We start from the raw sequence: 16,049 nt of genomic DNA, 5'->3' as shown, positions 1-16,049 counted from the left end.
TACTGTTTTATTAAACTTTTTACATTTTTATCATATTTATAAATTCTGATATAATGCTACTAATCTTTTAAATTCAGATCGATAGCCATTTTCATCATCTCCCCTACCTTCACTAGCCAAAATTAGCACATCTTCAAGTGTTGACTTATTATCGTACTTTGATTGTCTTAATTGCATTCCGAATAACGCCACTGCAGATGCAAACTTTAAATCTTCTGAAGCTTCTTTCACTTCATCCTTCTGAACGTGTACCATTTCAATACTTTTATCGCCATCGGGCCTTTTATACCTAAACTTGACAGTAAATAGTTCATCTGAAAAATCTTGAGTCGCTTGACTTTTGGTATATTTCAAATCGTCAACTTCTTTTAAATATTCACTAGTAACTCCAACGGGAATAACTTCATAAAGCGCAGTAACTGTATGTCCGCTCCCTAGCTCACCCGCATCTTTAGTGTCATCAATAAAATCTTCATCTTCTAGCATTCTGTTTTCATATCCTATCAATCTATAGGCTTGAACCTTACTTGGGTTAAACTCAACTTGAATTTTCACATCTTTTGCTATGGTAAACAATGTACCACCAAATTCTTTACCAAAAACTTTTTGCGCTTCCTGCATGTTATCAATATAAGCATGATTACCATTTCCCTTATCTGCAAGGGCTTCTAACTTAGAATCTTTATAATTTCCGTATCCGAAACCTAAAACAGACAAAAACACACCTGATTTACGTTTTTCTTCAATTAGTGCCGTCATATCCTTATCACTAGATGCTCCAACGTTAAAATCCCCATCGGTCGCCAAAATAACACGATTGTTTCCATTCTTTTTGAAATGTCTTTCCGCAAGTTTATAAGCTAAATTTATTCCTGCGCCTCCAGCGGTAGAACCTCCGGCATTTAAGTTATTTAAAGCTTGTAAAATCTTTTCTTTGTTTTTTCCTGAAGTTGGCTCAAGTACGGTACCAGCGGCCCCTGCATAAACAACGATTGACACTTTATCTTTTTCTCTCAATTGATTAACCAACAACCTGAAGGCTGATTTCAATAACGGTAACTTGTTTTGTGCTGACATTGAACCAGATACATCAATTAAAAATGTAAGATTTGATGGTGGAAGCTCATCATTATCATAAGTCTTTCCTTGAAGTCCTATTTTAACAATTTTAGTCTCATTATACCACGGCGTTTTGGCAACTTCAGTATTTATTGAAAAAGGATGCTGTCCTACCGGTTGTGGATATTTATAATCAAAATAATTTATCATTTCTTCAATCTTTACTGCATCTGGAGCAACAGTAACACCATTGTTAATCATTCTTCTAATATTACTGTAAGATGCTTTATCTACGTCAATAGAAAACGTAGAAAGTGGAGATAATGAAGTTCTTTCAAAACTATTCTCTTCAATAACTGCATAGCTTTCGTTGTTATCTATTCTGAAATTACCTTGATGTGTTGTAATCACAATACACCCATGTTTAGCTATTTTTCCGAATTTATCTTTGGCATCTCCTTTTCCATATTTAATTTTTGTATCTATATCAGATTCTGCTAAACTTTCGATTATATAGTTATTTTCTTTTTTGATTGGCTTGCCGTCAACTATATACAAAGGCGCTTTTTCTATACTTTTTGTATTATTTTTTGTTGAAATAAGAATAACTCCATTACTACCTCTACTTCCATAGATAGCTGTTGACGCTGCATCTTTCAAAACATCAATTGCTTTAATGTTTTTAGGATCCATTTGTGATAATTTACTATATGAGGTAGGCACACCATTAATCACCACTAGGGGCTCTCTGTTTTTAGAAATTGAAGATATTCCTCTAATTAAAATTTGAGAAGATACTCCAGGAGCACCAGAACTATTACCTACATTAACACCAGCAACCTGTCCTTGTAATGATTTTTGGGTTGAATTCGATTGGATTTGATTAGCCAATTTGTTATGATATGCCTTTTTCTTTTGTCTTCTAATATCTGCAGCCGTAGGCCTATAACTTGATACTGCTCCTGTGTAATCTGATCTTGTTTGCGAACCGTAGCCCATCACAACTACCTCTTCTAGAGCTTGATGATCTGCTTCCAATGCAACAGAAATAGTATTTTGCTTTTTTACTAAAACTTGTCTTGTGACATACCCAACATAGGAAAATACTAAAACGTCGTTAGTCTTTACTTTAATTTGATAATTACCATCAAAATCAGTTGTTGTGCCTTTAGTCTGTCCTTTCACAACAATTGAGACTCCAGGAAGCGGAAGATAATCATCTGCTGCAGTTACTTTTCCAGTTACGAGGTGTTCTTGGGCTATTAATTGCGTTGAAATTACCAAAGTAAAAATGAATGTAAATAGCGTTTTCATAATAGTCGATTTTAAAGTTTAGCATAAAACTATAATCAACCTACGCAACCTGAAACGTAAAATGAGTGAACCACACTTTTGATTGAGTGAAGACATAAAAAAAGAGGCTTCGATAAAAAAGCCTCTGATATTTATTTATAGATTCCTGCTTTTGCAGGAGTTAGTTATTTTATCTCGGTACTAAAAGGAAACAGTAACTGAACGCCCTTTTTCTGTGACAAACGTTTTACTTCTTTTATGAGTTTGTAATTTTCTTCTCCAAGTTCTTCTGCTAAAATTTGTTCTTTGGCTTTCGCTAAACCAAAGGTTTCTAACATTTCATCAAGGTTCTTTTCAAACACTGGATATTCTCTGATTCTATATTGTTCAATGTCCGCAGCTTCCGCAGCATATTTTAGCGCCAAATCTAAACCGCCTAATTCGTCCACTAAACCTCTTTCTAAGGCATCATTTCCAGTCCAAACTCTTCCTTGAGCTATTTCCTCAACTTGTTCAGGGGTAAGATTACGTCCTTCAGCTACTCGCCTTGTAAACAGACTATACACATCAATAACGCCTTCTTTTATGTATTTATGTTGATTTTCATTTAAAGGCTCAAAAATACTATAGGTTACTGCATTAGTATTGGTTACCACTTGTTCTGCATTAATGCCCATATTATCTGCTAAGTTTTTAAAGTTTGGCAAAGTTCCAAACACACCTATACTTCCAGTGATGGTTGTAGCTTCGGCGATAACTTTATCAGCGTTGGTTGCAATATAATAACCGCCAGATGCTGCCAAGTCTCCCATAGACACAATAACAGGCTTCACTTTTTTAGTCAACTCTATTTCTCTCCAAATCAATTCACTCGCCAACGCACTTCCTCCTGGAGAATTCACTCGTAATACTATTGCTTTCACCCTTTCATCATCTCTAGCTTTCTTAATAGATTTGTTCATCGTGATGTGTCCAACAACTCCGTTTTCACCTTCTCCATACATAATATCCCCTTCCGCATAAATGACTGCGATTTTATTTTTACTAGAATTTGATTTTACTTTAGGCGCTGCATATTGCGCATAATCTTCAACGGAAACGTAATTCAGTTTTTTATTTGAAGTAATCCCAACAGCAGCCTTTAAACCATTTACATATTCATCATGATATGCAATTTTATCAACTAAATTTGACTTAACAGCCAAAGTTGGAGTTCGTGCCAATAAACTATCAGCAATAACACCTAATTGCTCCACCGGAATATTTCTGGCTTCTGAAACTTCTTTTTTAATTTCAGACCAAAGTCCGTTTAGGTATACTGAAATCTGCTCTCGATTGTTATCACTCATTTCATTTTCTAAAAACGGTTCTACTGCACTTTTGTATTTTCCGTGACGTACCACCTCCATTTTTATTCCAGATTTCTCTTGAAAATCTTTAAAGTATAATCTTTCGGTGTACAAACCTTTAAATTCCATCATCCCAACGGGGTTGATATAAACCGTATCAGCAACAGAACTTAAGTAATAATCTTTTTGTGTGTAAATATCTGCGTACGCAACAATAAACTTACCAGAATCTTTAAAATCTAGTAAAGCATCACGCAACGTTTTGGTTTGTGTTATACCCGCCATGATAAAATTATTTTCTATTGAAATACCTTTTATTTTATCATCGGTTTTGGCATATTTTATAGCATCAACTAAGTTGAATAATCCATTTTTATCATCTTCATTTAAAAAAGGATATTCTTTGTAAATTGTTTTACCTGCATAATCTTGTATTGGGAAATCTAGTTTTAAATTTAGAACAGAATTTGGCTTTACTTGTACGACCTCTTCTGATGACCCACCGAACAAAGCTCCAATAATTATCAGTCCGAAGAAACATAATCCTAAAAACACAAAAATTCCAACTACAGTTGATAATACTCTCTTTAAAAAACTCATATATTTAATTTTATTCGTTAGTCTGAAAAAAGTAAAATTGTTACAGCACATTTACTTTTTAACTATCCTTTAGCAATTTTTGCAAAAATAGGGAAAGTTGCGTTTATTTTTGAAAGAACTATAGTAAGAAGATTTATAAGATAGGTATGCCTATGTTTTTAGCAGATAAACCCGCGTTAGGGATTGTAGCGGTAGCTTTTGGCGAGGCGTGCATCGAGCCAAAACTTTTAGCGAAAAGCCCGACCCCAATGGGGTAACGCCCAAGAAAACACAAAAGCCCAACCTTTGAAGTTGAGCCTTTGCTAGTTTAGATATTTAAAGTCTGGTTTAAATCACGCCTAGTTCTTTGAGATGTTTCTCAGAATTCGCTTTAACATTAGCCGGAGGGTTTAAGGATAGAGATTTCTTAAAATTCTTTATAGCCTTTGCCTTGTCTCCCATTGCCTTATAGCATTCGGCTAAACTGTCGTAACTATTAGCATCTTTGGGGTTATTTGCCACATTGGTTTTAAAATACTTCAATGCTCTGTCGTAATCTTTTGCTCCCATCATTTGGTAACCTAAGGCATTTAGCTGATTTTTATTCGCCATTGCCGCAGCCTCGTCCATGAGTTTAGCATACTGATCGGTTTTACCCATTTTATTCAAAATCTGCGCTTTCAATGCCACATTATTAAAGGTTTTTTGGCTAAAAAACTGTCCGCTAATTGCTGCATCAATCCAATTTAAGGCTGTGTTTAAATCGCCTCCGTTATTTAAGGTATAATTTGCGGCAGTTTCCCAGTTTTGTCTACCAAAACCTGCTTGCCCTTTAAGTTGTTCTGTAAAATTTGCCATTACAATATCGGTAGTGTTGACTTCAATTTTAAAAGGAAACTGTTTCTTTTCCCAACTTAAAGCCGCTGTTGTAGAATTAGCATCAACTGCTATGAAGCTATACGTTAACAGTTCTGTATGAGGTGCCTCAGTTGTTTTTATATCTACTTTTAAAGCATCCTCATCAGGATTATAGAAGTAGCTTCCCCAGGCTTTTGTACTTTTTGAAAAAATAAGTGTAGCCATATTATCAGGTTTCACAACGATATGGAAACCATATTTTCCAGCTTTTAAAGATTGTCCTTCAATTTTTACGTCATCAGAAAATTTGATAATCGTGTTTTCGTTGGCACCAGCGCGCCAAGGAGATTCCTTAGCGGTGCCAAATCCTAAATTGTTCATACCATATGGCACCAATTTACCCCATATTTCCCTTCCGTTTACACTGGGTCTGGAATATACTATTGTAATGTCTGTGAGTCCTACACGCTGAGATACTTTTGCCATTTGGCTACCTCTTGGTGTGTTTAATTGAGCGAAGGTGCTTGTACTAATTGAAAAAAGTACAAACACAAGAATTGTGGATACTGTTCGTAATTTCATTTTGATGAATGGTTTGGTTTGTGTTTTCAAGTTAGACACTTATCAAACGTCGTCCTGTTATTAATTTGTTAAACAATAATGGCAAAATGTTAATTAACTCTTTCTTAAGAATACCTTAACACACTAATGTCTCCGCGAGATTCTTTAACTTTGCATGCTTTAAAAAAAGAATTGCGGCAAACAAGAATGATACACATTCACGATAAAACATTACAAGATTTAGAATTTCCAACTGTATTGCAACAAGTAAGTGAGTTGTGCATTACACCCTTGGGACATCAGGCTGCTCTAAAAATTTCTCCTTACAAATCCAGAGAAGATCTACAGTTTGCATTGCATCTTACTAATGAATATATATCATCCTTCGACAATGATAACCGCATTCCAAATCATGGGTTTGACACCATCTCAAAAGAAATTCAGCTTTTAAATATTGAAAACACTTATTTAGAAGTGCACGGATTGAAAAAAATTGTATCCATCTCGCTTACGGTAAACACCATTGTTACCTTTCTTAAAAAGTTTGAAGAGTACTATCCAACCTTAAATCAGTTTGCATCACACATTGAAGTCACTAAAATTTTGATTGAAAAAGTAGATGCCATCATTGATCGATTTGGAGATATTAAGGATAATGCTTCTGACACCTTATATGAATTGCGAAAGTCTATAAACAAAGTAAAAGGTAAAATAAATCAGAGTTTTGCATCTGCATTAAACACCTATCACAATCTCGAATATTTGGATGACATCCGAGAATCTGTAGTTGATAACCGACGTGTTTTAGCCGTAAAAGCCATGTACCGAAGAAAAGTGAAAGGTGCCATTATGGGTGGCAGCAAAACAGGAAGCATTGTTTATATTGAACCTGAAACTACACTACAATATACACGAGAGCTAAATAATTTAGAGTACGAAGAAAAGGAAGAGGTGATTCGTATTTTAAAAGAAGTAACTGATTTCATGCGTCCGTTCTTACCTCTTTTAAAAGATTACCAGTCTTTTTTGATTGATCTTGATGTGATTTCCGCAAAAGCGAAATATGCGAAATCTATGAACGGTATTCTTCCCGAACTTTCTGAAGACAAGAGCATGTATTTACGTGATGCATACCACCCGCTACTCTATTTAAATAATTTAGAAAAGAAGGAAAAAACATTTCCGCAAACACTATCATTAAAAGAAGGTAGCAGAATTATTGTAATTTCTGGACCAAACGCAGGTGGAAAAAGTATCACCTTAAAAACAGTTGGTTTGCTGCAAGTGATGTTGCAAAGTGGCATGTTAATTCCTGTACACGAGCGCAGTAAGGTATGCTTATTCGATAGAATTTTAAGTGATATTGGTGATAATCAATCTATAGAAAACCATTTAAGTACCTATAGTTATCGTTTAAAACAGATGAACTATTTTCTGCGAAAGTGTAACAAAAACACCCTTTTTCTTATAGATGAATTCGGTACTGGTTCTGATCCTGAATTAGGTGGGGCTTTAGCCGAAACGTTTTTGGAGGAATTTTATCATCGCGAAGCCTTTGGCATTATTACAACCCACTATTCCAACCTGAAAATTTTAGCTACAGAACTACCGCACATGATTAACGCCAACATGTTGTTTAACGAACGTACGCTAGAGCCTATGTTTAAACTCGTAGTAGGGCAAGCCGGTAGCAGTTTTACCTTTGAAGTGGCACAGAAAAACGGCATTCCCTACTCATTAATTAATCGTGCTAAAAAGAAGATAGAGCGCAGTAAAGTGCGTTTTGATGCTACTATTGCCAAACTTCAAAAAGAGCGTTCAAGGCTTGAAAAAACAGGTCAATCCTTAAAGCTTAATGAGAAAAAGAAAAGTGAAGAAGCAGATAAGCTAGAGGCAATAAACGCTAAAGTCCAAAAGAAACTGGAAAGCTACCAAGAATTGTACGATAGCAATCAGCGTTTAATTTACTTAGGTCAAAAAGTAAATGATATTGCCGAAAAATACTTCGAAAACAAGAAGAAACGTGAGTTGATGGCAGAATTGTTCAAATTAGTACAGGTTGAAAATTCTAAGCGTAAAAAAGTATCAGCGAAACAAAAACGTGCGCAAAAGGCTAAAGAAGAACAGGTAAAACAGGAAGCTGAAAAGAAGGTAAACATTATTAGAAAAAAGAAGAAAGCTGCAAAGAAAAAAGCAGATGAAGCGCCACCAAAACCAAAACCTGTGTTAAAAGTGGGCGACCGCGTACGCATGCATGATGGTAGAGCAATTGGAAGTATAGATAGTATTGAAAAAAATAAGGCCAATGTTAACTACGGTATGTTTACTACTAATGTGGCTTTGGATTTATTGGAGCTAGTTGAAGCGGGAAAAAAGTAGAAAATTACTGTTTTAGTCTATTTATAATCATATTCTTAGAAGCTTACTTCGCTATTTTACTTCCGTTTTTAGTGGACAAAAGGGGGACATTCCATTTAATTTCTAATTGGACACTAGCTAGATGTGTTTATTAATTTAATTTTCAATTATTTGATTTTCAGTAAATTAAATTCCGTATGACTTAAAAATAGAATGGACAAACTCCAGACAAACGGGTTTTTAGTAAAATGCAACCTTGTAAAACGAACCGCTATTATCTATAACTTAGCAATAGCTAACAATCGTCAAAAATGAAAAATCCAACCCTAGCTTTCGTGTTCTTTCTATTTTTTTTATCGGCATTAGGCTATTCCCAAAACACAAAACTTATCGATAGTTTAAAAACCGAACTCGCCAATAGAAAAGAAGACGATTCTGTTAAAGTGATGATTTTAACACGTCTCCATGAAAAACTAATGTTCTCAAAACCAGAGGAAGCCAAAGCTTATGCAGAAAAAGGACTTGAAATCTCTAAAATTATAAATTACACTAAAGGTATTGCTGTTGGGTATATGCATCGCGCTGATTATTTCGCTAATAAATCTGAAAATGATTCTGCACTCTACTACTACCAAAAAGCCAAAACATTTTTTGAAGAAGCCAATATTACCCGTGGATTAATCTTCGTTAACCATTCCCTCTCCTCTATCGAAAGCTCAAATGGCAATTTGGACAATGCCATTACTATTTCAAAAGAAAATATTGAACTTATAAAAACCCATGAAAAAGAAGGTGATGCCAAAACAAAATTCATTGGCGCACAATATGTTTCATTAGCCAATATTTACATTGAGAAAGCCAATTTTAAGACAGCTCTAATTTATGCACTCCAAGGACTAGAATGTTTTGAAAAAATAAACCATGAAACCCGTAAGGCTGATGCTTTAAAACAAATAGGTGATATTGAAAGTGGTTTAGAAAATCATGAATCATCCATAAAATATTTTAAAGAAGCTTTAGAAATTTATGAGCACTACGAAGAAATATTTTATGTGGCATATACCCAAAATTCCCTAGGGATATCCTACCAAAATTTAAATGATTATGCTTCCGCTGAAAACTATTTCAATTTGGCAGTTGAAAACGCTAAAAAAGTTGAGGATAATCTCGCGCTTAGTAACGCCTTGCATAATCTGGGAGATATTAAACGACTTCAAAATAAGAATACAGAGGCCAAAAACATATTACTAGAAGCAAAGGCTATAGCTCAAAAAGAAAATTTGAAGTTAGGCTTAGCAAATACGCTTCACAGCTTTTCTAAACTTGATTATCAATCTAAAAATTATGGTTCAGCTTTAAAAAATAATGCTGAGGCTATTGATTTGGCAAAATCTTTAGGTGCAATGTCGCATCTTGCAGATTTGTACAAACATAGGTCTACTATTTTGGAAGGACTCAATAAGAATAATGATGCATTAGAGTTTTTAAAGTTGTATCAATCTATAAACGACAGCCTTTTCTCTACTAAAAAATTGCAACAAATTGAAGAACTGAAAGCTATTTACGAATCTGAACAAAAAGAAACTGAGATTGCATTTCAGAAAAAGGAAATTGAAACTTTAAATGAGCAATCTAAAAATGATAAGCTTACAAAAACCCTATACGGTATTGGTATGTTTTCGTTTCTGGCGATTGCGGGACTCATCTACTTTAGTTTTAAGCAACGCATGAAAAAGAATAAAATAGAGCGCGAAAAACAAGAAGAAATTTACAAACAGGAAATTGAATTTAAAAAGAAGGAATTGGCCACACAAACCTTGCATTTGGTTCAGAAAAACACTTTCATTCAAGAACTTAAAGATAATCTAGAGAAAATAAAACGATCACCCGAACTATTTAAAGTCGAGTTTAGACGTATTGTGATGCTCCTTAAAAAAGAAAGTGCAGAGGATAAGGATTGGGAAGTTTTTAAATCCTATTTCACGGAAGTTCATAACAACTTTGATCATAAGATAAAAGAGGTTTACCCTGAAGCCACGGAAAAAGAGATGCGTCTCGCATCCTTCCTTAGAATGAATTTATCCACCAAGGAAATCGCTTCAATGCTTAACGTTTTGCCTGAAAGCGTTTTAAAGAGCAAATATCGCTTAAAGAAAAAGCTAAATCTAGACAAAGAAACCGATCTCAACCAATTTTTAAGTGATTTGTAAAGGGCGTATCTTTGCACCATGGATTTTGGTGTAACTAAGGATAAACAATTGATTCTCTTTGATGGGATTTGTAATCTCTGTAATTCCTCCGTACAATATGTTATCAAACGTGATAAGAAAAACCAATTTATGTTTGCCGCCCTACAAAGCGACGTTGGAAAAAATATCATCAATCACTTTAATATTGACACTTCTAAAGTAGATTCAATTGTATTATACACGCCAGAAAAAGGCATTACTACCAAAAGTACCGCGGCATTAAAAGTAGCTTCTAAACTAGGTTTTCCAACAAATATTTTGAGTGTATTTCTTATTATTCCTCCATTTATTAGCAATTGGGTGTACGATTTTGTTGCTAAAAATCGCTATAAGTGGTATGGTAAAAAAGATGCTTGCATGATTCCTACTCCTGAATTAAGAAATAGGTTTTTGGATTGAATTAGTTCCACACTAATTCAAAATAAGCATTCACTTATCAAACAATACAAGTAACTCATTTCGGGTTTTAAAAACGGTTTTCGCAGCTTAGTTTTATTTAAAACTTTTTAAATAACTAATCATGAAACGTCTATTATTCCTATTTCTGCTAAGCTCTTCATTTGTTTTTGCAAACTCTACCAACCCAACAAAATCATCCGTAAAAGCCGTAACTGTTTTTGTTGATGGCGCACAGGTTACCAGACACGCAAAAATCATCTTGCCCCAAGGCACAACAGAGTTTTCGTTTATAAAACTTTCACCATTTGTGCAGGAAAACAGTATTCAAATTTCAGGGCTCAATGGCGCTTCCATTCTTTCCATAAACTACGCCATCAATCACATAACAAAGTTTGATAAAACAGAAACTGTAGAACTACTTCAAACCAACATGGAAAACATTAATGATGCCATTCAAATGGAACAAAATTTAATGGAAGGCTATGAACAAGAGATAAAAATCATTGAGGACAATCGCAAACTTGGGAATAATAATCAAACAGTGAACCTTGATAAATTAAAACAATTTGCAGCATATTATCGTGAGCGTATCACAGAGTTAAATACTTTGATACATCAATCCCTAAAAAAGAATAGAGCATACAAAAAACAGATTGCTGATATTAAAAAACAATTAGCTGAATTGAATGTAGAGGATAAAATACAAACAGGTGAAATAAAAGTAAAGTTAACGTCTAGCATAAATAAGCAACTAGATTTAATAATAAAATACAATGTAACCAATGCAGGTTGGTTTCCTATGTACGATTTGAAAGCCAAAGATATTAATAAACCTCTGGAGCTGAACTATAAAGCGCATGTATACCAAACCACTGGCGTGAGCTGGGAAAATGTAAAACTTACGCTTTCCACAAACGACCCAAATACGAATAATTTAAAACCTAACGTAGATACGAAATACTTAAATTTTGTTAGCAGATATAGTAATTATAAAAATGAAACTGCCACTAAAAAATATCAATATAAATTTAATCCATTTATTAAAAACATAAGCGGTATTGTAACCGATTCAAGCGGTATGCCAATTCCAGGAGTTAATGTATTGGTGAAAGGCACATCAAATGGAACAGCCACGGATTTTGATGGTAATTATAGCCTCAATGTGAGTAATGGAGAAGCATTGGTGTTTTCGTATTTGGGGTATGATACTGAAACCGTTCCCATTCACTCAAGCGTAATAAACTTAAGTTTGGAGGAGGATGTTGCAATGTTAGATGAAGTTGTAGTTGTTGGTTATGGAACCTCAACTAGTTCTGCTCTATCAGGAAGCGTAGCTGGTGTTTCTTCCACGTCAAATATAAAGATAAGAGGTGTTGGCTCTTTCAAAACTAAAGGTACACCATTATATGTTATTGATGGCGTAATAAGTAGTGCAAACGATTTCAAGAGATTAGATGAAAGCATGATTGCATCTGCAGATATTTTAAAAGACAATGCTGCAACTAGCATATATGGAAGTAGAGCATCAAACGGTGTAATCGTAGTTACAACGAAACAAGGAAACTACACATCAAATGGGGATATTATTTCTGAGAGTTTAACCAATACAAACTTTGAAATTCAGAAACTATCAACTATTGTTTCAGACGGAGATATTACTGTTATCGAAATAGATAACTTTGAGTTGCCCGCTACATTCTCATACTTTTCAGCACCCGTAATAAATGAAAACGTGTTCCTTACCGCAAAAATCGGTAATTGGCAAAAATTAAACTTATTACCTGGAGAAGCTAATATATATTTTGAAGATAGTTATTCTGGTGTAACCAATATAAACCCTTATGCCACGACTGATAGCTTAACGGTCTCTTTAGGTGTTGACCCTAATGTGGTCATTACCAGAAAATCTAATAATAACTTTAAGAAAACCAATTTTATTGGCAGTAACAGAATAGTTGAAAAAGGATATGATATTGAAATAAAAAACAACAAAACTTCCCCAATCGAAATAATGATTGTTGATAGAATTCCAATAAGTCAGAATAAGGATATCAAAGTAGATGATATTGATTCTGAAAATGCTGATTATGATACTAAAAAAGGTATTTTAACTTGGAAAACAACGATTGAATCTAGTGCTATAAAAAAATATAAATTCTCTTATATGGTGAAGTATCCGAGATATCGGAAGATTAATCTTTAAATTGTACCAAAACAAAAAAAGCCTTTCAATCTCTTGAAAGGCTTTTGCTTTTGGGTGGAAGACCGGATTCGAACCGGCGACCCTTGGTACCACAAACCAATGCTCTAACCAACTGAGCTACAACCACCATATTGCAGCATATTAAATGCGTGTGCAAATGTAAATTTTTCAGAGAAATCTACAAAGACTTTTTTAATATTTAAATTGGATGATACTATTACTTCAGATCAAAAAGGCTATCAACCGCTGGATAACGTTCTACATTGAATCCCTCTCCTGCTTCTACACCTATTAATCTTCCTAAATCCCTTGCTCTATACATCACGCTGTCTGTAAAGTTTTTACTGGATATTGGTGTTTCTGGTTCATTACTATCCTTGCTATAAAACTGCGTCTCATAAGCCAATACAGCCTTCATTTTCGTATCTACAAAACCTGAAACATCAACTACAATATCGGGTTCTAAATTTTTCCATTGCATATAATGGTACACAAATTTAGGGCGCCACGGTTGCTGCTGCTTGTTTTCACCATCTTTCGTTTCAATTTTAATTAATCCACTTAAAAAACATGCATCACTTACCAATTTGCTACCTTTACCATGGTCTATATGCCTGTCATCAACAGCATTACACAAAACAATTTCAGGCTGGTATTTCCTAAGCACTTTAATCAATTGCAGTTGATGTGATTTATCATTTATAAAAAACCCATCAGCAAACCCCATATTCTCTCTAAATTCCACACCAAGAATTTTTGCAGCATTTTCAGCTTCAATCTTTCGTGTTTCTGCCGTACCCCTTGTACCCAGCTCACCTTTAGTCAAATCAATAATTCCAACTTTTTTACCATTTGCAACTTCCTTGGCTATTGTTGCGCCGCAACCTAATTCTACATCATCAGGATGTGCTCCTATGGCGAGTATGTGTAACTTCATATAGTCATGTTTTTGTACATTCAAGAAACTAATTCGTCGTAAAAAAAATAAATTTTGAAACCTTTTTATTGATTTTTTCAACTTTTACTACTAGTCAATCTTAATTTTTAGATAAAATTACAATTTTATTTAGCAACCTCTCAGTACGAAAGCGTTTTCGTACTTTCTTTTTTCATCCTAAAAGCAAAAAAAGCGACAATACTATAAAACTTAATATCCCATTAAAAGCATGACAATAGTCATATTAAATAAAGCAATACTAGCATAATTTTACAGTACTTAAGAATAAAAAACAAGACACTCAATAACTAGAAACTATGATCTACTTAATGCTTACCATATTAGTTATTACTATAGCATTATTTGTTTGGGGGAAATTTACTCCTGATATCGTTGCACTACTTTCAATGGTTACCCTCTTTTTAACCGGAATTTTAGACGCGACAGAAACGTTAAGCGGCTTCAGTAATCCCACTGTTATTATGATTGCCGCCCTCTTTATTATTGGTGAAGGATTATCACAAACGGGATGGACGGCTTTAGCTGGTAAAAAGTTTGTGGAATGGGCTGGAAAAAGTGTTCCCAAGTTGTTGGTGATAGTTTCATTAGGATCTGGTGTGCTTTCAGGTTTTGTAAGCAATACGGGTACCGTTGCCACTTTAATGCCATTAACAATTTCTTCTGCTTGGAGTATAGGCACACTGCCTTCTAAAATGTTAATGCCCGTTGCATTTGGATCTAACACCGGAGGTTTATTAACCTTAACCGGGACACCTCCAAACATCATTGCCAGTAACGCATTAGTTGAAGGTGGATATGAAGGGTTTTCATTTTTTGAATTTGCTTTGATTGGTTTACCATTATTGATAATTGCATTAATTTACTTTAGATATATTGGCTTTAGATTATTACCAAAAAACAAAACCAATAACAAGCCTGTTGATATTGAAACCACGTTTCACAACTGGATTGGAGCCTATAAAATAGATGGAGGTTATTATAGGTTGCGTGTGCGTTCTGTCTCTCCATTATTAAATACTAAAATAGGTATTTGGAATTTTGAAAAAGATTATGGAGTTACCATACTTAGACTAAAAAGAAGGCACCCAAATCCATTAAAAGGTATCCCTCAATTTGTGGAATTTCCGGATAACAAAACATTCTTCAAATATCATGACATCATTACAGTAAAAGGGGAAACTGAAGATATAAACAGGTTGATGATTAAATTTAGACTTGGTCTTCTACCTTTAGAGCCCGTTACAGATGAGTTAAAAAACAACCTTATCAACCAAGAGGTTGGTATGACCGAAGTAATTGTAAACCCAAATTCCATTTTAGTTGGTAGAAAATATAAACTGGGTGATTACTTTAAGCGTTATGGCATTCAATTACTGGCGGCATCTAGAAACAATAAACCCCTTTTAGAGAAAGAGATAAAAGTAAGAGTTGGGGATTCTTTCCTACTACGTGGCTCCTGGGAAAACATTGAAGACTTAAAAAAACAACATGAAAATCTTGTGATTTGTGGTAGCCCAGAGGGAATGGCTAAAAACATTGATAGCTTAAATTCAAAATCCTTCATCGCATTGGGTGCCCTAATCCTTATGATTATATTATTGGTTTTTAAACTGGTACCAGGATCTATAGCCGCTTTAATCTGTGCCGGTATAGTATTGCTTACCGGATGTGTACCAATCTCTAAAGCTTACAAAGGCATCAGTTGGACCAGTGTTGTGATGATTGCAGCAATGATTCCAATGGGTATAGCACTACAAAAGACAGGAACCGCTCAAATGATAGCAAATGCTTTGGTAATGTACTTAGGATCTGTTTCGCCAGTAATGCTGTTAGGTGGTATATTTTTATTAACCACTACGTTTAGCCAAGTTATCAATAACTCTGCAACTGCAGTGCTGATGGCGCCAATAGCGATGCTTGCTGCAAGTTCGTTAAATATATCTCCCGAACCATTTATGATTGCGGTAGCCATTAGTGCCTCAACAGCATTTTTAACGCCGGTGGGTACCACAACAAATGCCATGGTAATGTCTGCTGGAGGGTACAAGTTTATGGATTACCTTAAAGTAGGAGCCCCCTTACTACTTATGTTTTTTATTATATCATTGATCCTAGTGCCAATTATTTGGCCATTTTAGATTATCTAAAATAAGAGCCCAAAACTAAACTAAAAATATTAACAA

The 16,049-nt window shown here is 34.6% G+C and carries 9 protein-coding genes and 1 tRNA gene; 5 read left to right on the top strand and 5 right to left on the bottom strand.

Annotated features, from left to right (window positions below):
- Positions 1–36: 36 nt before the first annotated feature.
- From EYD45_RS00760 to EYD45_RS00750, 3 genes are all read right to left on the bottom strand, one after another.
- Complete coding sequence (locus tag EYD45_RS00760) at positions 37–2,373, bottom strand: VWA domain-containing protein (protein WP_130962436.1); 2,337 nt, start codon at positions 2,371–2,373, stop codon at positions 37–39.
- 164 nt (positions 2,374–2,537) lie between these two features.
- Positions 2,538–4,301 carry a signal peptide peptidase SppA gene (gene sppA / locus EYD45_RS00755; RefSeq protein ID WP_130962435.1) on the bottom strand — a complete coding sequence of 588 codons (1,764 nt, stop codon included), beginning with the start codon at positions 4,299–4,301 and terminating at the stop codon, positions 2,538–2,540.
- A 327-nt stretch (positions 4,302–4,628) separates the two neighbouring features.
- Positions 4,629–5,720 (bottom strand): DUF2911 domain-containing protein, encoded by a 1,092-nt coding sequence (locus tag EYD45_RS00750; protein ID WP_130962434.1) that lies wholly within the window; start codon positions 5,718–5,720, stop codon positions 4,629–4,631.
- Between the two features lie 186 nt (positions 5,721–5,906).
- Here EYD45_RS00750 and EYD45_RS00745 point away from each other — a divergent pair, with 186 nt between their 5' ends.
- The 4 genes from EYD45_RS00745 to EYD45_RS00730 all read left to right on the top strand — a co-directional run bounded on the left by EYD45_RS00745 (position 5,907) and on the right by EYD45_RS00730 (position 12,908).
- Positions 5,907–8,078 carry an endonuclease MutS2 gene (locus EYD45_RS00745; protein WP_130962433.1) on the top strand — a complete coding sequence of 724 codons (2,172 nt, stop codon included), beginning with the start codon at positions 5,907–5,909 and terminating at the stop codon, positions 8,076–8,078.
- Positions 8,079–8,368: 290 nt separating this feature from the next.
- Positions 8,369–10,267, top strand: a complete 1,899-nt coding sequence (locus tag EYD45_RS00740) for a tetratricopeptide repeat protein (protein ID WP_130962432.1) — start codon at positions 8,369–8,371, stop codon at positions 10,265–10,267.
- Between the two features lie 18 nt (positions 10,268–10,285).
- Complete coding sequence (locus tag EYD45_RS00735; protein ID WP_130962431.1) at positions 10,286–10,705, top strand: thiol-disulfide oxidoreductase DCC family protein; 420 nt, start codon at positions 10,286–10,288, stop codon at positions 10,703–10,705.
- Between the two features lie 121 nt (positions 10,706–10,826).
- Complete coding sequence (locus EYD45_RS00730; RefSeq protein ID WP_130962430.1) at positions 10,827–12,908, top strand: mucoidy inhibitor MuiA family protein; 2,082 nt, start codon at positions 10,827–10,829, stop codon at positions 12,906–12,908.
- A gap of 52 nt (positions 12,909–12,960) precedes the next feature.
- On the opposite strand, the gene EYD45_RS00725 is transcribed toward EYD45_RS00730, so the two are convergent.
- Together EYD45_RS00725 and bshB1 are read right to left on the bottom strand one after the other, a co-directional pair.
- Positions 12,961–13,036 (bottom strand) — tRNA-His (locus EYD45_RS00725).
- 89 nt (positions 13,037–13,125) lie between these two features.
- Complete coding sequence (gene bshB1, locus EYD45_RS00720; RefSeq protein ID WP_130962429.1) at positions 13,126–13,845, bottom strand: bacillithiol biosynthesis deacetylase BshB1; 720 nt, start codon at positions 13,843–13,845, stop codon at positions 13,126–13,128.
- 329 nt (positions 13,846–14,174) lie between these two features.
- Here bshB1 and EYD45_RS00715 point away from each other — a divergent pair, with 329 nt between their 5' ends.
- The gene (locus EYD45_RS00715) at positions 14,175–16,004 is read left to right on the top strand and encodes an SLC13 family permease (RefSeq protein ID WP_130962428.1); all 1,830 of its coding nucleotides are present in this window, start codon (positions 14,175–14,177) and stop codon (positions 16,002–16,004) included.
- The last annotated feature ends 45 nt before the right edge of the window (positions 16,005–16,049 follow it).

Origin of the sequence: Hyunsoonleella flava (assembly GCF_004310325.1) — a bacterium.
Classification (GTDB): domain Bacteria; phylum Bacteroidota; class Bacteroidia; order Flavobacteriales; family Flavobacteriaceae; genus Jejuia; species Jejuia flava.
The sequence above is the reverse complement of the archived record's forward strand: the minus strand, read 5'-3'. Positions and strand labels throughout refer to the sequence as shown.